Raw genomic sequence first — 17,060 nt, 5'->3', positions numbered from 1 at the left:
AGGAGCTCCCACATAATCATCGGAACTCCTTTTGTATTTTTGTTTACATGTTCGGGTTTAGGATTACTTTCAATGAATCCGCGCCGCTTCTTACTAAATCGAATCCTTTTTTGAAATCTTCTAGTGGAAATTCATGTGTAACGACGCCTTCAGTTGGCAAGTCTCCATTAGAAATTCCTTTAATCACCGGCTCATAACAATAAGGGCCAAGGTGAGAACCGAGTACATCTAATTCTTTCCGGTCACTAATAATGCTCCAGTCAACTGTTACAGGGTCCTTAAATACACTGAACTCTACAAATATTCCTAATTTACGAATCATGTTTAAACCTTGTTCTACTGACTTTTGTGCACCAGTTGCTTCAATATAAACGTCGCAACCGTACCCATCCGTCAATTCTTTTACAATCGCGTCAACATCATCACGTAATGGGTTTAACACCATATCCGCACCGAATTCCTTCGCTTTTTCGAGACGATCATCAAATAAATCAAGGACAATCAGTTTCTCAGGACCTGATTTTTTAATCGCACCAATCATACCGAGGCCAAGCGTCCCAGCTCCAGCAAGCACTACTACATCACCAAGTTTAATTTGTGCACGTTCTACTGCATGATAAGAACATGCATAAGGCTCGATTAAAATCGCCTTTTCAATTGGAAGATCCTCAGGAACTTTATAGTTAATCGCTTCTTTTGTAAATTTCATATACTCGGCCATCGCACCGTTTACGTTACTTTGGAATCCATAAAGGTCATGTTTTTGACACATCCAGTATTCGCCGCGTTTACAAAAACGGCAATCCCAGCAAGGTACAATCTGTTCAGAAATGACGCGATCGCCAATTTCAAAATCACCTTTAACTCCTTCTCCAAGTGCAACAACATGTCCAATGAATTCATGTCCTGGAATCATTGGTGCTTTTATGTATGCGGGTTGCGTTTCGTCTCCCCAAAAACTTGGTGCGCCGTCAAAAGCTTTCAAGTCTCCAGCACAAATTCCACAAGCTTCTACTTTAACTAAAATTTCTCCTTCGCCGATTTCAGGGACTGCGACTTCTTCAAGACGATAATCGCCTGGCTCATACGCAACAACCGCCTTCATCGTTTTAGGAATGTTCAATTCTGCTTCTTTTATTTTTGTCGCTTGATTTGTTGTACACATTTGACATTCTCCTTTTCTACTCCGGTAGATTTTTATTGTAAGTCCTCTATTTTCGATTCAAAAACTCATCGAATTCTCATTATTTTTCCACTTAACCTTGTAATCGTTTTCATTATAATGTTTTTTCTGTTGTTTAGTCAACATATTTTTTCATTTTCTTTTGTTTGCTTTCTATTTCTTCTTTTCAAAGCTATACTTTTCAAGTGTACGCTCATATAATAATCGCTTAAAACAATACAACCGCACACTTTCACGTAATATTTATCACCTATATTCAACAAATCGATTTCACAATTGATGGGTTTTAAGATAAGATTGGGTAAAGTGAAGGACCGTGACAAGTGAAACAACGGAACTAACGGTAAATAATAAAAAGTCGACGACTATTGAAATTTAACGTTACTTCCGATAGACTTTTCATTAATAAGCTATTATTATGTTTTTCTTTTTTTTATTTTTTTATTTCCTTGCACTTGTAAATGTCTTCATGAATAAAAAATTGGATATGCAGGTGATTTTATGCAAAAGATGTTTGCTCCAGAAAGACGGAATATCATTTTAGATAAACTGACAGAACAAAAACGTGTCACCATTAAAGAACTGTCAAAACTTATCAAAGTATCTGAAGCAACTTTACGGACAGATTTAACGAAGATGGAAGAAGAAGGTCTCTTAAAAAGAACTCACGGTGGCGCAATTTTAGAAGAACAATTGGATAACGACACAAGCTTCTCTATTCGCCAACAAAAAAATCGTACAGAAAAATCCGCCATTGCGAAAGAAGCATTGTCGCTTCTATCTAGCGGTCAATGCATTATGCTTGACGCAAGTTCAACAGCTTTGGAGTTGGCCAGATTATTAAATGGCGAGAACTTACGCTTAACCGTTGTAACAAACGGAATTAATACCGCACTTGAATTGAACAATCATCCCAATATTACAGTAATTCTACTAGGCGGCATTGTTAAGAAAGGTTCCTATGCATTGGAAGGAAATCTTGGACTCAGTATTCTTAATCAAATCCATATTGATATCATGTTTACTTCCGCGAGTGGATTTTCGATTGAATCAGGTCTTACCGACTTCAGTATGTATGAAGTTGAACTAAAAAAATCAGTCGTAGAAGCTTCCAATAAAATTGTCGCTTTACTGGATCATACAAAGTTAGATAAGAATTCCATTGCTTCATTTGCGACAACAGATGAAATCGATATGATTATTACAGACGCAGAAATGTCAGCAGAATACGTGGAAACACTAACTAATCGACAAATTGAAATTATGACCACTAATATTCAAAGCGTATAAAAAAAGTAGCTGGCAACAGCTACTTTTTTTATTTTCTACCAAATTGTATAACCGCCATCAACAACAAAAGACGATCCTGTAACGAAAGAAGACGCTTCGGAAGCGAGATAAATTGCCAATCCGCCAAGTTCATGCGGTTCCCCTAATCGTTTCATCGGAACCATATCAAGTACATGTGCAAGCTCGCCCCCTGGTGCAAATATTGGTTTTGTCATATCGGTTTTCATATAACCTGGCGCAATGGCATTTACACGAATATTGTCATTGACCCATTCGGAAGCCATGCATTTCGTCATCATTGCAACCGCTGCTTTCGACGCATTATATGCACATTGCGCTTCTGTATTCGCAATAAAACTGGACATGGAAGCAATGTTGATGATTGATCCACCGCCCTGCACTTTCATTTGTTTCCCTGCGTATTTGGAGATTAGAAAAACACCATTCACGTTCACATCCATTGTTTTCTTCCAGTCTTCCAAACTTTGATCTTCTATGCTGATTTTTTGGCAAATCCCCGCATTGTTGATTACGATATTCAGTTCATTGAAATCGCTTACTACTCGATCAATCGCTTTATGTACTTGCAATTCATTTGTAACATCTACTTCAAGGCCAAGCGTTTTCGTACCGAAAGATGCCAATTCTTTCGCTGCTTTTTCTGCGCTTGCAGCTTCCATATCCACAATCACAATATTCGCGCCAGCTTGCGCTAATGCCTCGGCCATTGCTTTCCCTAGCCCTCTAGCACCGCCAGTTATGAGTGCTGTTTTTCCTTCTAAACTAAATAATTTCTGATAATCCATTTTCATCCCTCCATTTTTCTGTATTCAATGGTTATACTATCAATTACTTTCACTTTGTCAATTTTATTTTTACTTTCTTTCAATTACCTTCATTTTAAATGCATAGACCTTCCTCCTTTATAAATAAAAAGAATCCCACCAATAGTAATATGGCAGGATTCTCACTTTCATTTTATAAAATTGTAGCGAAGTGCACAGGGTGCATCTTAATTGACTGCAACAAATACACCTGGTCCATCAGCCTTGAACGTTGCTACGCCATCTTTATATTCCAATTTGTACGTGCGATTATTCTCAAGGTCTAGGACTGTCAGTTTGTTTGTTTTCTCAACATTTGAAACGTCGACTGGGATGCTTACATCAATCTTTTCTTTGCCGATGTCAATAACAGAACCTTCACCAGTGACAAAGTTGAATGCGTAAACATCGGAAATTGCTCCTTCTTCCGTCGCATCTTCTTTTGTAAGCGCAATTGTTAATGTACCATCTGTTCCTTTCAACAGTTTCTCAATCACTTTTTTATCAAGGTCGAATGAGAATCCATTACCGCTTTCAACGACTAGATCCGCTTTTGATTTCACAATCGTATCGACAATTGCTTCGTTGATTTCAATGTTCAGCGCATCGTCAAATGCTGGAACAGCAATTACGATTTCTTCTGTATCATTTCCAATTTGACTTTCGATTTCATCTGGGGAAACAACGTATTTGTTATACGCAACGACAAAGCTAGCTTCAGCACTGTTGCCTGCCGCGTCGTCAACGAAAATTGTCACTGTGTTATCACCGTTAACAAGTCCAGTTACGTCGAAAGCGAATGAACCATCTTGTGCAAGATTCACAGGTCCGCTTGAGATGACGTTACCTGCAGCATCTTTTGCTTCGAATGTTGTCGATAGTTTTGTATTGACATCATAGCCAAATCCATCGCGTGAGTATTTGATATAGTTGTCAATGACTGTTCCTGTAAATGCGTAAGTTGATTCTTCCGCAATATGTGCTTCGGCTGATTCAATCTTAGATTGGGTACTCTTTACAAAGAACGGTCCATCCCAATCAAAAATTATCTCATCTCCATGCTCGTCAATATTTAGCCCAGTAAAGTCTACTGTGTATGCACCGTCTGGAATCGTTTCTAAACCATTACCTCCCCAAGGCGCATATTGACCATCAATATCCAAGTAATAACTACCAGCTGCTAAGAAATCGCCGGCATGTAGATACCCGATATACCCATCGCCATAGTAACCGCCGGATGGATCAAAGAAATCCCATAGCTCAATGTAGTTGAATAAAACATTATTGTGCAAATCGAATGATAATCGAACTGGGTCTCCTTTGCTATCTGGATGGAAGGATACATCGTAACCCGAAAGTTCGAAGTTTTCGATGCCAGATTTCGCTTCCGCGACCGGTGAAAAATCAGCTGCAAATGGCAATGATAAATTCGTTTCGCCGTCAGTAATGTGAATATACCCAAGAAGTTCACTTCCTGCTGGCGCCTCCGATTTTGGCGCATCAAGCGTGACGTTTAGCAGCTGTTCACCGTTTAGCGTAAATGTTGATTGATCAACCGTAACTTTCGCATCGCCAAATGCTTTCGTTACTTCTACAGATACCTCGTAATCACTTGCGTTACCGGATAGTTTTTTCACATGAATTTGTTTCGTTACTGAAACATCCTCTTCCGACACTTGAGGAAGATGTCCAAATGTGACTGTTCCTTTTGTGTTGTCCACTTCTTCGCCGTCAGATACGACCGTATCTAGCGCATAAGCAAGCGCATTCGGGAATGCCGCCTCATATGGCTGAACACGTCCAGGTCCTTGTGCGAATACATCATATTTATCAGTATCTAATACTTTTGCTGTATTAGATAGCGCGACTTTTACATCAAATGCATTCCAGTCTGGATTTGCATTTAAAATTAGTGCTGCAACCCCTGCAACATGTGGTGTTGCCATCGACGTTCCTGTTTTACGCGTAAAGGCTTTAGCATAATCTGCATCTGGATTTTCTTTTCCATACATCGGAATGGTCGACATAATGTTTGTCCCTGGTGCAGATACGTCAGGTTTAATATCAAAATGTGGTGTTGTGGGACCACGTGAACTTGAATTATTTACTTCATCGCCCGTTGTATAATCTACGTTAAAATCTGAAAATGTAACTGTTCCTCTGTTTGATGCAAGTGCTTCACGTAATGCATCCCCTTCTGTTTGAGACATATCGAAGGATGGGATAAATTCGAAATCATCCCCTAGGAAAACATCAGATGGTCCAGGTGCGCCCGTACCACCGCCGAAGTTGTGGATAAACGTTGCCACAGCGCCCGCTTCTTTTGCTGCAGCAATCTTATCAACAAATGGAATTTCTCCACGGGAAATAAGTGCTACTTTTCCATCTACGTCAAGCCCCTCAAAATCAGAAGGCTGTCCAACTCCTGGAACTGCAACGACTTCAAACTCTCCCGCAAGTTGTTTTTCAAGATCAACGCCGTACGTAGTTCCCATTAAGCTAATGTTAGATATGTTTGTATAATCACCTGCTGTAATAGATACATTTGCATCGTACATGGCTTCAGGATTTGTTGTGTTTCCAACAGCAATCCCAAGCGCCGCCGCTGCTGGCGTTCCAATTGTACCGCGGTTCGGACCAGAGTTTCCTGTTGCGGAAATTGCTACAGTTCCTGCTAGCATCGCGTTGTTAATCGCAATCGTATCTGCAGTCGTAGAAGAGTTATTTCCACCGCCTAAAGATAAGTTAATGACGTCCATTCCATCTTCTACTGATTTATTAATTCCTGCAATGACGCCGGCATTCGTACCACTGCCGTAAGCACCAAGTACACGGTATGCGTATAGTTCAACTGCTGGTGCTAGTCCCGAAATACCGTATTCATTGTTCCCAAGGGCCGCAATCGTACCCGCTACGTGCGTTCCGTGAGATGTGTAAAACGAGCTGCCATTTGCGTTAAATTCAGACCTATCACTTGGACGCTCAGATGGCGTTGTTTCATAAGGATCGTCATCAGCACGTGGTTTTGCATAACCCGAATCATGGGGAATAAAGTTCCATCCCCCTTTGTAGATGCCTTCAAACTCAGGGTGATGATAGTCGATTCCTGTATCTAGAACCCCTACTTTAATGCCTTCCCCTTTAAATCCTTTGTTCCAAATTTTTTCAATCCCTAAGAATGATTGACTTGTATCCATTGCCGGACTTACTTGTCCATTTTCATTTACGGAAGTGCCTTCGAAAGCATGAACTTCCACAACCGGCTCGACAAGGGTTACCCCTTTAATGTCTAACAGTTTCTTAAGGTCGTCTGCTTTGACGGTTGCGGAAAAACCATTTAGAACCGTTTCAAAAGTATATCCTTCTTTAATAAGCAGTTTCTTTAATTTCATTTCTTGCTTAACTTGCTTTTGTTGCGCATTTACTTTTTGTTGCGCTTTTGCCCGTTCGGATGCAGTAAACGGAAGATCCTTCACTTTCTTTTTCCCTTCCGATAAAGCAATCGATTCTTCCGAAAGTTGAATGATGACTTCTACATCATGCTGCCCCTTTTCCTTTTCTAAATCACGATGTAGTCTAGGCTCCTGTTGCAGTAATTGATCTTGCTCAACAATCGCCTGTTTCATCTGCATAATACTTTCATTCGGTACAGATGACTTTTTCAGCGTAGTTTCTGTTTTTGCTGAAGCAAATCCTGGCGTTAGAAGCGTAAACACCATGAAGAAAGCTAATAAACTACTAAAGAACCTGATCGATTTGTCTCTCCCCAATGTCATTCCTCCCCAAGTTAGTAGTTGTCCGAATTGCTCGACAATACCAACTTACCACAAGTTGAATAGCGGAGAATGTTGGATTTTGTCACTCATCAAAAATCGTGCGAAAGTATGAGCATATTTTATGATTCATTAGTCGTTTAAATCCATTATATTTAAATAATTAAAGGTGTGAATAGGTTGGGGGTACTAGGTAACGGTGCCAATCACTCAAAATAATAATATTCCTACCACCAAATACATAGATTAGTGACATCAAAGGGGGTTTACTATGCATTGTACGAATTGCTCTGAGGCTATTTCAGATTTAGCCGAAGTCTGTCCGAAGTGTGGCGTAAGACAGTATTCTGTAAAGAAATATTGCTACGGCTGCGGAGAACCTGTTAAAGAAATTCAAGAAATGTGTACGTCGTGCGGCGTAAGTATTAAGAAGACAAACAAGTCGTCTGGCACGGGAGAAGCGATGCATCCAGCGATTCCAGCATTATTGTCATTCTTAATAGCAGGTTTAGGCCAACTTGTGAACGGACAAGTGGCAAAGGGGATTGTATGTTTTATCGGTTCTATTATTTTAGCTTTTATTACAGTAGGTCTTTCAGCGATTATCACAATGCCAATGTTGATTATTGATGCATATTTAATTGGTAAAAAACGACAAGAGGGTAAGCAAGTAGGGGATTGGGAATTTTTCTAACCTACCCCGTTTAATAAAATGATGTATGAATAAAAATACCAGGTTCCAACACGATTCAAAATTGTGTCGGAATCCTGGTACTTTATTAGACTAGTAGACTTTTGTTTCCCTCTTCAACATCCCAACCAACAACGCCGTCACAATCGCCCCGGCAACAATCGCCAAAGCATAGAGTAAAACTTTTCCAATGCCGCCTTCAACAAGGCCCATTACAAAGATTCCGCCATGTGGGGCACGTAGACCGATATCAAATAACATCGTCAATCCACCCGTTACTGCCGCCCCCGCTACGGAAGCTGGGATAATCCGTGCTGGATCCGCTGCTGCAAATGGAATCACACCCTCTGTAATAAAGCATGCACCGAGCACATACGCTGTTTTTCCTGCTTCTCTTTCCTGCTTCGAAAAACGTTTCTTAAATAATGTAGTTGCAAGTGCAACACCAAGTGGCGGAACCATTCCTGCCGCCATCACTGTTGCGATAAATGTAAAGTTTTGCGCATCAAGCATCGCAATTCCGAATGTGTAGGCCGCTTTATTAATTGGGCCCCCCATATCAATTGCCATCATTGCACCTAAAACAATACCAACTAACACAACATTCGTGCCGCCTAACCCTTCCAAAAACGCTGTAATGCCTGTATAAATCTTCGTTAATGGCGGATTTATGACCATCATCGCAATCCCTGTAATCGCAATACTAAACACTGGGAAAAACAACACCGGCTTTAATCCTTCAAGTGCTTCTGGTAATCTAGTAAAAGCCTTTTTAACTAATAACGTTACGTATCCTGCCAAGAATCCTGCAATTAATCCGCCCAGAAAACCAGATCCTCCGGCAGCCCCTTCAACACCCGTCACAGTGATTGCAATTAATCCGCCAACCATACCCGGCGCAAATCCTGGACGATCTGCAATGCTCGATGCGATAAAACCAGCAAGCACTGGCACCATTAGGAAGAACGCTTTTCCACCGCCAATTGTCCCTAACATCGCGGCAAAGGCATTGTACTCCGGACTATCTGGATTCCCCGATTCGATTCCCCAGAAAAATGACAGCGCAATTAAAATTCCGCCCCCAACAACAAATGGAAGCATATTGGAAACACCATTCATTAAATGCTTATAAAATCCGCTGCGTGATTCTGTTTGTACCGCATCCTCTTTGGACACGTCATGCGAATAAATCGGAGCTTCTTTCTTAATCGCACGATTGAGGATCGCCTCTGTTTCATAAATCGCTTTTCCGACAGGAATTTGAATGACCGGTTTCCCGTTAAAACGCGCCATTTCTACTTTTGTATCCGCCGCAACGATAATCGCATCTGCTTCTGCAATGTCTGCATCCGTTAGGCGATTTTTCACACCACTTGAACCGTTCGTCTCAACTTTAATAGAAACGCCCATTTCTTTTGCAGTTTCATTTAATTTCTCCGCGGCCATAAATGTATGGGCAATGCCTGTTGGACAAGCTGTCACCGCTACTATTTTTCTCGAAACTGTTTCCGGTGCCATCTCTTCCTCATTCGGTCCATCCAACTCGGCTTCTTTCGCGTTAACTGCTTCAATAACCGCTTCTTTTGTTTTAGCATTGAATACTGCATTTCTAAATTTCTCATCCATTAAAAATGTTGCAAGTCTCGACAACGCTTCCAAATGGGCATCATTTGCACCATCTGTTGCCGCAATCATGAAAAATAAATTCGCCGGTTGACCGTCAAGCGACGCATAGTCAATCCCTTCTACTGAACGCCCAAATACAATCGCCGGTTCTTTTACAGCCGCCGATTTCGCATGCGGAATCGCAATCCCATCGCCAATGCCCGTCGTACTTTGCTCCTCACGCGCTAAAATAGCTTGCATAAAAGCTTCTTTATCATCCAATTTCCCCGCGTCATTCAGTTGTTCAATTAACTCCGATAAAACAGCTTGTTTATTAGTAGCTTCCACATCCAAAATAATCGTCTCTTCTGTTAACAGTTCTACAATTTTCATAGTTTCACATCCGTTTCATCCACGATTTTCACTTCGTCAATTAATTCCAGAACCCCTGACTTTTCACATAAATCCGACTGAAAAGCCGTCGCACTTCCACTTGCAACTGCGTAACGGAACGCATCATGTACAATTTCCGACGCAACATACGCCGCGATAAACCCTGCAACAAGCGAATCCCCCGCACCTACTGTATTGACAACTTTTCCTTTCGGCGCTTTTGCTGATAGAGCGAGATTTTTTGTCACGAGTAAAGCACCTTCGCCGCCCATCGACACGACAACATGCTGAACGCCTTGCGCGACAAGCTTTTTCGCATAATAAAATGCTTCCTCTTTCGTTGTAATCGTCGTATTAAATAACTCGCCAAGCTCATCAGCATTCGGCTTCACTAAAAAAGGTTTCGTCTGAATTAATGTTTTCAATGCTGGACCAGATGTATCGAGTACAAAGTGGACCCCGTTTCTTTCACAAGTCTCAGCAATTTCTTTGAAAAATGACAGGGGAATCGATGTTGGTAAACGTCCAGCTAAAACGAACCAATCTTCCTCTTTCATTGCTTGCACTTTATTGAATAAAATCTGCTGTTGGTCCTTAGTAATCGTAGGACCCGGTCCATTCAATTCCGAAGCTTCCTCAGCTTTGATCTTCACATTAATACGCGTGATTTCCGTTGTTTCAATAAAATCAGTTTGAATCCCTTCATCTCGCAAAAATGCTTGGATGTAATCGCCTACAAATCCACCCGCATAACCAATGGCCACACTGTCAACATCTAAACGTTTTAAAACGCGCGACACATTGATCCCTTTTCCGCCCGGATAATAGTGAACATCTTTCGCGCGGTTTAATTCCCCTGTTTTAAAGGAAGATAAATACGTTGTATAGTCTAAACTTGGGGTAATTGTGCAAGTATAAATCATGTAGACACCACCTCTACAGTCGTGTGTTCTCTTAATAATCGAAGCGTTTCTTCCGGAAGTTTACTTGTAATTAAAGTCGCTTTACTTAACGCATCGATGCTAGAAAAACTGACTTCTCCATATTTTGTATGGTCTGTGACAACATACGTATGTTTCGCGCATGCACTCGCTTGGCGTTTCACAGCCGCCTCTTCTGGGTCAGGTGTCGTGTAACCGAATGTAACGTCAAAACCATTTACTCCCAAAAAGCATTGATCAAAACGATAATTTTGCAATGACTGAATCGTTTGCGGTCCGACAAGCGCTCGCGTTTTCCCCTTTACATAACCGCCCACCAAATAAGTCGTCACACCATGCTCAATTAACGCCTCAACATGCGTCAGTCCATTAGTTACTACAACGACCTTTTTATTGCGCAAGTGTGGAATCATTTGAAAAGTCGTCGTGCCCGCATCCAAAAATAGACAATCACCTTCTTGGATCAATGAAGCCGCAAACTCCGCAATTCGCTTTTTCTCTTGAAGGTTTTTGGCTGTTTTGTCAAGCATGCTCGGTTCATGTAATTTACGTCCACGAATCGTCGCACCGCCATGAATTCTTGCTAATTTATGTTCATGCTCTAATTCAGTTAAATCTCGTCGAATGGTTGATTCTGAAGCATTTGTCAACTCAATAATCTCTTGTATTTTAATTGTTTGCTTTTCCGCTAATAAATCTAGTATCACTTGTTGCCTTTCATTCGTTAACATCCAAGCACCTCCTAGTTACTCAACTTACTTTTATCTTAAATGAAAACGCATTCAAAATCAATCACATTCAGTCAAAAACACTCACAAGCAACCATAATGGTGCCAGTTACTCAAACAAACGCGTTATTTTAAACTTTCGTGTTTGTTTGAGTGACTGGTACCCGAAGGAATCTGGAGCACACAAGCCTCAACTTCCTCATAATATTTTCAAATATACATATAGTGATAGCGTCACTCCAACTAGTAGACAAGCAGTACTTCTGTTGCATTAAAATCAGCAGACATTAATTTGCTTAAACGGACGAGCAATCCCTGCATCAGACAAAATATACAAGTTAATTAGGAGGAAAAATAATGAAAACACTAGCAGCAGTGATCAACGGCATAAATGAAGAGTATGAGTTTGAACAACTAACACTTGGCGAACTTCAGCCTGATGAAGTCGTTGTAAGAATAGTTGCAACGGGGATTTGCCATTCAGATGAAGCGCTTCGGATTGGGGATGCCCCGTTTCCGATGCCTGTCGTTCTTGGACATGAAGGCGCGGGCATTATTGAGAAGATTGGCAGTGCGGTGAAAGATTTCAATGTGGGCGATCAAGTTGTCATGGCCTACAACTATTGCGGTATGTGTCCGAGTTGCCGAACGGGACATCCTTCCTCGTGTAACAATTGGGCTCCTTTAAATATGGGGGGTGGTCGTCCAGACGGCAGTTATACTTTCTTTAAAGAAGATGGAACACCTGTATCGAACTTCTTTTCACAGAGTTCTTTTGCAACGCATACAATCACAAACGTCAATAACTTAATTAAAGTTGATGCAGAAGAAGATTTACGTTTAATTGGTCCCCTTGGTTGCGGATTGTTAACTGGTTTTGGGACTGTTGTGAATGGTTTAAAAGCAAAGAGCGGTTCATCGATTGCTGTATTTGGGACAGGTGCAGTTGGGCTTGGTGCACTGATGACGGCAAATATTGTAGGGTGCTCAACGATTATCGCGATTGATATTCATGACTCCCGTTTGGAAACAGCAAAAGAACTTGGTGCAACCCATACAATTAATAGTAATACGGAGAATTTGGCAGAACGTATCGCTGAAATCACTGATGAACTTGGCGTAGACTATTCGATCGATACAACAGGCCTTCCTGCTGTTATGAAGGCTTCTATTAAAGTACTTGGAATCGGCGGCATTAGCGCTCCAGTTGCGGTAACACCACACTCGGTAGAATTTAATACTTTTCTAGACTTAGTACTCGCAAACCGAAAACTTGCCGGGGTCTTAATGGGCGATGTAGTCCCTCAACTTGCAATTCCCGAGCTGATCAAGTTTCATAAAGAGGGTAAATTCCCGTTTGAGAGATTACTAAAGTTTTATAAGTTTAGTGAGATTAATCAAGCTGTTGCTGATTCTAATAGTGGGGAGACGATTAAGCCGATCTTGATTGTTGATGAGGAATATCGGAGAGACGAGCCGTTAGCATAATGGTGCCAGTCACTCATACATTCATGTTTATTTAAACAAACACGTTTATTAAAACTTTCGTGTTTGTTTGAGTGACTGGCACCTAAAGCGAAAAAGTCATCCAAAATTCTGGATGACTTTCGCATTTAGATAATTGTAATGTATTTTTATCTTATCCAGTACCTACTAACTCTGAACTCTCCCCATCACATCAACCATCATCTCTTCCAACGCCTGCCTACTTCCCTCCAACGTCTCTTCCTTCACGCCAAAGTAAAACTTAATTTTCGGCTCCGTCCCTGAAGGCCTTAAGCAGAACCAAGCGCCGTTTTCTAGTTTATACTTCAAAACATTGGATTTAGGTAAATGGATTTCCTCTTGTTCGCCAGACTCAACGTACACTCGCGTACTACTGTCATAATCTTCAATAACAACAATAGCCTGCCCAGCAATTTCCTTAGGCGGGTTCGCACGGAATTCGCTAAGAATGGCTTGGATTTTAGCCGCGCCGTCTTTCCCTTTTAACGTTAATGACTCAATATCTTCCAGATAATAACCGTATTCTTCATAAAGTGCCATTAACCCTTCATATAACGACATTTGCTTCGTTTTATAATAAGCCGCTACTTCTGCGATCAGTAGGCATGTTTGAACCGCATCCTTATCACGCGCAAAGTCCTTGATTAGATATCCATAACTTTCTTCGTATCCGAATAAAAAGCTTCTGTCTCCTTTTTGTTCAAATGTTTCAATCCACTCGCTTATGTATTTAAAACCGGTGAGTGTGTCGATTGTTTCTAAGTTATGAGTAGCCGCAATATCTCGTCCCATTTCCGATGTGACGATTGTTTTTAAAACGGTTGCGTTCTCTGGTAGTTCGTTTTGCTTTTTCTTTTGGGTAATTAAGTAGTGTAATAATAATGCGCCGGTTTGATTACCAGTTAATACTTGGTATTTCCCTTCTTCATTTCTAACAGCAACACCGACCCTATCTGCATCAGGATCTGTTGCGAGCAAGATGTCTGCATTCGATTGCTCACCGTACTTCATTGCGAGTGAGAATGCAGCGGCTTCCTCTGGATTTGGCGAATCAACTGTTGAGAAGTTGGCATCCGGCAATTCTTGCTCTTTTACCACTTCTACATGTTTAAAGCCAACTGCATCTAGCCCCTTACGTACAGGCATATTTCCTGTTCCATGTAACGGCGTGTAAACAATTCTAAAATCATCAGCGACCTCATCAATTACATCTTGATTGACAACAATTGTTTCTAATTGCTTTAAATAAGCTTGATCAACAGTTTCGCCAATTATCGTTAGTAATCCAGCAGCTTTTAATCCTTCCTCTGTGCCAACTGCTACCGCTAATTCATCTTCTACACTGTTTACTTTTGCGATAATTTGTTCAGCTGCCTCTGAAGAAAGCTGCCCACCATCTGGCCCATAAACTTTAAAACCGTTATACTCCGGTGGATTATGACTTGCCGTAATGACAACGCCACTGAATGCATGCAAATACCTCACTGCAAAGGATAGTTCCGGTGTAGTTCTTAAGGAATCAAATACATAAGTCTGAATACCATGATTTCCAAGTGTTTTTGCAGTTTCCATCGCAAATTCCGGTGATTTAAAACGCGAATCATAAGCAATCACCACACCGCGTACTTTTGCTTCCTCGCCGTGATGTTCAATATAACGCGCCAATCCTTCAGCCGTTTTACGAATCATGTAGATGTTCATACGATTTGTCCCAGGTCCAAGCACACCACGCATACCGCCAGTCCCAAATTCAAGGTTTTTATAAAAGCAATCTTCCAATTGCATTGGTTGATTTTTTAATTCGTGTAATTGACCTGCCAATTCCTCATCCAAATCTGTATAACTGGTCCATTTCGCATAACTCGTTTCCCAATTCATGTAGATAACTCACTTCTTTACTGTTATTTTAAATACGAATCCTTATCCCTATTTTACAATTGGGGTTGAGCGCTTTGCAATGGAAAGGTTCGACAAGGTGCCAGTCACTCAAACTTTCCTGTTAAATGAAATATTCATGAATAATGTAATAATCATGTTTGTTTGAGTGACTGGCACCGCCGCAGCACCACCACACCAAACACATAAATCCACTTCCAAGTGGAAGACTAGGTTTATGTGGAGGTGTATCAATGGGGAAAAAAACATCGGGTGACAAGGAGAAAGCAAATCTTACTTGGTGGCAATTATCTCTCATTGGGATAGGTAGCATTATTGGTACAGGTTTTTTCCTAGCATCCAGTATTGCGATCCAAATGACAGGTCCTTCAGTCGTACTGGCTTTTATCATGGCTGGAATTGCTACGTATATCGTATTTGAAGCACTCGCAAAAATGTCTGCAAAAGATCCGCAGAAAGGAACTTTTCGTACCTACGCCAAAAAAGCGTATGGGCGTTGGGCTGGTTTTAGTAGTGGTTGGGTCTACTGGTGTTCAGAAATCTTAATCATCGGTAGCCAACTTACCGCCATTTCGCTCCTATCTAGATTTTGGTTCCCTAACATTAAATTATGGATATTCGCATGTATTTATGCGGTTTGCGGCCTCATTGTTCTCTTTATTGGTGCGAAAGCATTTGGGAAATTAGAAAGCGTTTTTGCTGTGATGAAAATTGCCGCGATTTTTATGTTTATTGTCATTGCCGTCTTAGCACTTACAGGGGTACTTGAAGGAAATCCAAACGAAGGTATTCCTCAATCTGTCGGTGAATTTTTCCCTAAAGGGCTCTTTGGGTTTTGGAGCGCCCTCGCCTTTGCCTTTTATGCACATGGTGGAATCGAAGTAATGGGCGTAATGGCCATCTATCTTAAAAATAAAGAGGATGCGCCTAAGTCTGGAAAAGTCATGTTAGGGCTGCTTGGTGTCATTTACGTTGCTGCCCTTTCGTTAGCACTATTACTGCTGCCATACAATAAGTTTAAGGAAAATAAAAGTCCTTTTGTTGAAGCATTGTCAGGTGTGAGTCACATCGAGTTTTTCCCGCATGTGTTTACGGCTGCCATTATTATTGCAGGGTTTTCAGCGATGTCAGCATCCCTATTCGCGGTAACAACGATCCTTCAAACAATATCAGAAGATGGAGATGCCCCAAAAATATTCAGCAAACAAACGAAAATGAAATTAGAAATGCCGCTGCCTGCGATTGCTTTAACATCTTCCGGGCTTGTTCTTTCAATCGTTACCTCTTTATTGTTGCCGGATAAAGTGTATGAATATATCACGACCGCAGCAGCATTATTGCTGCTTTATAATTGGCTTTTTATTTTAGTGATGTATCACAAATTAATTGAGCCGACTAAAATGGATAAAGTAAAGAGAGTGATTGGCATGATTTTAGTCGCTTCGGCCGTTAGTGGTACACTCTTTCATCAAACAAGTCGACCTGGTTTCTTTATCAGTTTAGTATTCCTTACAGTGATTGGAGTAATCGTCTTGTTTTTACGTAAAAAATGGAAAAAAGAAGAGGCTCAAAATAACGCATGATAAGCTTGAAACCCAAAGTATATGCCAAATCCAATCATGAATAAGGAAGATATAATGGAGATCACCTTCAATAGTCGAGTCGATAATAATCTGCGGGCCCCACTAGAGAGCGTGGCCATGAATGTATCCCATAAGAGGACACCCGCGATAATGGCCACGCTATTGATGATTAATTGATGGCCTGCAAAATTCCCAGCATTCTCTGCTAGAATTGAACCGTATATCCCTAGCCAAAAAAGAATGGTTAGCGGATTTAACAAGGACATAAAAAAACCTGATAATATAGAACGTCTAAGACGAACTTTCTTACCGAATTTTAGCGACACATCAATTTTATGTAGCGAAAGTAAACTCTCTATCCCCGTATAGGTAAGAACAAAGCAACCAAACGACCAAAGTATGATTTTCACAAGCGGAAACTCAATGATTTGACCAATCCCGAAATAAACCATAATCATATATAGAACGTCGGCCGTTAAAGCGCCAATACCAAAAATCCAAGCATGAAAAAATCCGTTTTTAATCCCTGTATCCAGCAGCCCGGCATTGACAGGACCGACTGGCGCAGCTAAAGATACACCTAAAATGATATAGGCAGCGATAGAGTTCAATGAATAGGCCTCCCTAAAAATGATTTCTATGCATCT

The 17,060-nt window shown here is 41.0% G+C and carries 12 protein-coding genes; 4 read left to right on the top strand and 8 right to left on the bottom strand.

Translation table 11 applies throughout. The features are described 5' to 3' along the window. Window positions 1–43: 43 nt before the first annotated feature. Entirely contained in the window at window positions 44–1,165 is a 1,122-nt protein-coding gene (locus AB1H92_RS02785; protein WP_115360061.1) for an alcohol dehydrogenase catalytic domain-containing protein, read from the bottom strand. A gap of 519 nt (window positions 1,166–1,684) precedes the next feature. On the opposite strand from AB1H92_RS02785, the gene AB1H92_RS02780 reads away from it, so the two are divergent. Next, entirely contained in the window at window positions 1,685–2,473 is a 789-nt protein-coding gene (locus AB1H92_RS02780) for a DeoR/GlpR family DNA-binding transcription regulator (protein ID WP_115360060.1), read from the top strand. 35 nt (window positions 2,474–2,508) lie between these two features. Here AB1H92_RS02780 and AB1H92_RS02775 read toward each other — a convergent pair whose 3' ends face one another. Beyond that, window positions 2,509–3,279 (bottom strand): SDR family NAD(P)-dependent oxidoreductase, encoded by a 771-nt coding sequence (locus tag AB1H92_RS02775; RefSeq protein WP_115360059.1) that lies wholly within the window; start codon window positions 3,277–3,279, stop codon window positions 2,509–2,511. A gap of 206 nt (window positions 3,280–3,485) precedes the next feature. Beyond that, on the bottom strand, window positions 3,486–7,067 hold the full coding sequence (locus tag AB1H92_RS02770) for a S8 family serine peptidase (protein ID WP_279587535.1): 3,582 nt from the start codon (window positions 7,065–7,067) through the stop codon (window positions 3,486–3,488). A gap of 274 nt (window positions 7,068–7,341) precedes the next feature. Here AB1H92_RS02770 and AB1H92_RS02765 point away from each other — a divergent pair, with 274 nt between their 5' ends. Then, window positions 7,342–7,764, top strand: coding sequence for a zinc ribbon domain-containing protein (locus AB1H92_RS02765; protein ID WP_115360058.1), 423 nt, complete (start codon window positions 7,342–7,344; stop codon window positions 7,762–7,764). Between the two features lie 90 nt (window positions 7,765–7,854). On the opposite strand, the gene AB1H92_RS02760 is transcribed toward AB1H92_RS02765, so the two are convergent. The 3 genes from AB1H92_RS02760 to AB1H92_RS02750 are packed head-to-tail and all read right to left on the bottom strand — an operon-like array spanning window position 7,855 to window position 11,431. Further along, window positions 7,855–9,759, bottom strand: coding sequence for a fructose-specific PTS transporter subunit EIIC (locus AB1H92_RS02760; RefSeq protein WP_115360057.1), 1,905 nt, complete (start codon window positions 9,757–9,759; stop codon window positions 7,855–7,857). After that, on the bottom strand, window positions 9,756–10,682 hold the full coding sequence (gene pfkB, locus AB1H92_RS02755) for a 1-phosphofructokinase (protein WP_115360056.1): 927 nt from the start codon (window positions 10,680–10,682) through the stop codon (window positions 9,756–9,758). The genes AB1H92_RS02760 and pfkB overlap by 4 nt, the downstream gene beginning before the upstream one ends. Beyond that, entirely contained in the window at window positions 10,679–11,431 is a 753-nt protein-coding gene (locus AB1H92_RS02750; RefSeq protein ID WP_115360055.1) for a DeoR/GlpR family DNA-binding transcription regulator, read from the bottom strand. The genes pfkB and AB1H92_RS02750 overlap by 4 nt, the downstream gene beginning before the upstream one ends. A 354-nt stretch (window positions 11,432–11,785) precedes the next feature. Between AB1H92_RS02750 and AB1H92_RS02745 the strand changes: the two genes are divergently transcribed. Continuing rightward, entirely contained in the window at window positions 11,786–12,916 is a 1,131-nt protein-coding gene (locus AB1H92_RS02745) for an NAD(P)-dependent alcohol dehydrogenase (RefSeq protein ID WP_115360054.1), read from the top strand. Between the two features lie 165 nt (window positions 12,917–13,081). Here AB1H92_RS02745 and AB1H92_RS02740 read toward each other — a convergent pair whose 3' ends face one another. After that, window positions 13,082–14,812, bottom strand: coding sequence for a phospho-sugar mutase (locus AB1H92_RS02740; protein ID WP_115360053.1), 1,731 nt, complete (start codon window positions 14,810–14,812; stop codon window positions 13,082–13,084). A 251-nt stretch (window positions 14,813–15,063) separates the two neighbouring features. On the opposite strand from AB1H92_RS02740, the gene AB1H92_RS02735 reads away from it, so the two are divergent. Continuing rightward, window positions 15,064–16,413 (top strand): amino acid permease, encoded by a 1,350-nt coding sequence (locus tag AB1H92_RS02735; RefSeq protein ID WP_115360052.1) that lies wholly within the window; start codon window positions 15,064–15,066, stop codon window positions 16,411–16,413. Here AB1H92_RS02735 and AB1H92_RS02730 read toward each other — a convergent pair. Next, on the bottom strand, window positions 16,398–17,024 hold the full coding sequence (locus tag AB1H92_RS02730) for a LysE family transporter (protein WP_115360051.1): 627 nt from the start codon (window positions 17,022–17,024) through the stop codon (window positions 16,398–16,400). The genes AB1H92_RS02735 and AB1H92_RS02730 overlap by 16 nt on opposite strands. Window positions 17,025–17,060: the final 36 nt, after the last annotated feature.

Origin of the sequence: Sporosarcina pasteurii, assembly GCF_041295575.1 — a bacterium.
GTDB lineage: Bacteria > Bacillota > Bacilli > Bacillales_A > Planococcaceae > Sporosarcina > Sporosarcina pasteurii.
This window is presented reverse-complemented; position numbering and strand designations above follow the sequence as displayed.

Excerpts from the sequence above, each read along its gene's own strand:
- pfkB (WP_115360056.1), bottom strand. The coding sequence starts at position 10,682 with ATGATTTATACTTGCACAATTACCCCAAGTTTAGACTATACAACGTAT.
- AB1H92_RS02785 (WP_115360061.1), bottom strand. The coding sequence starts at position 1,165 with ATGTGTACAACAAATCAAGCGACAAAAATAAAAGAAGCAGAATTGAAC.
- AB1H92_RS02750 (WP_115360055.1), bottom strand. The coding sequence starts at position 11,431 with ATGTTAACGAATGAAAGGCAACAAGTGATACTAGATTTATTAGCGGAA.
- AB1H92_RS02735 (WP_115360052.1), top strand. The coding sequence starts at position 15,064 with ATGGGGAAAAAAACATCGGGTGACAAGGAGAAAGCAAATCTTACTTGG.
- AB1H92_RS02775 (WP_115360059.1), bottom strand. The coding sequence starts at position 3,279 with ATGGATTATCAGAAATTATTTAGTTTAGAAGGAAAAACAGCACTCATA.
- AB1H92_RS02745 (WP_115360054.1), top strand. The coding sequence starts at position 11,786 with ATGAAAACACTAGCAGCAGTGATCAACGGCATAAATGAAGAGTATGAG.
- AB1H92_RS02765 (WP_115360058.1), top strand. The coding sequence starts at position 7,342 with ATGCATTGTACGAATTGCTCTGAGGCTATTTCAGATTTAGCCGAAGTC.
- AB1H92_RS02740 (WP_115360053.1), bottom strand. The coding sequence starts at position 14,812 with ATGAATTGGGAAACGAGTTATGCGAAATGGACCAGTTATACAGATTTG.
- AB1H92_RS02760 (WP_115360057.1), bottom strand. The coding sequence starts at position 9,759 with ATGAAAATTGTAGAACTGTTAACAGAAGAGACGATTATTTTGGATGTG.
- AB1H92_RS02780 (WP_115360060.1), top strand. The coding sequence starts at position 1,685 with ATGCAAAAGATGTTTGCTCCAGAAAGACGGAATATCATTTTAGATAAA.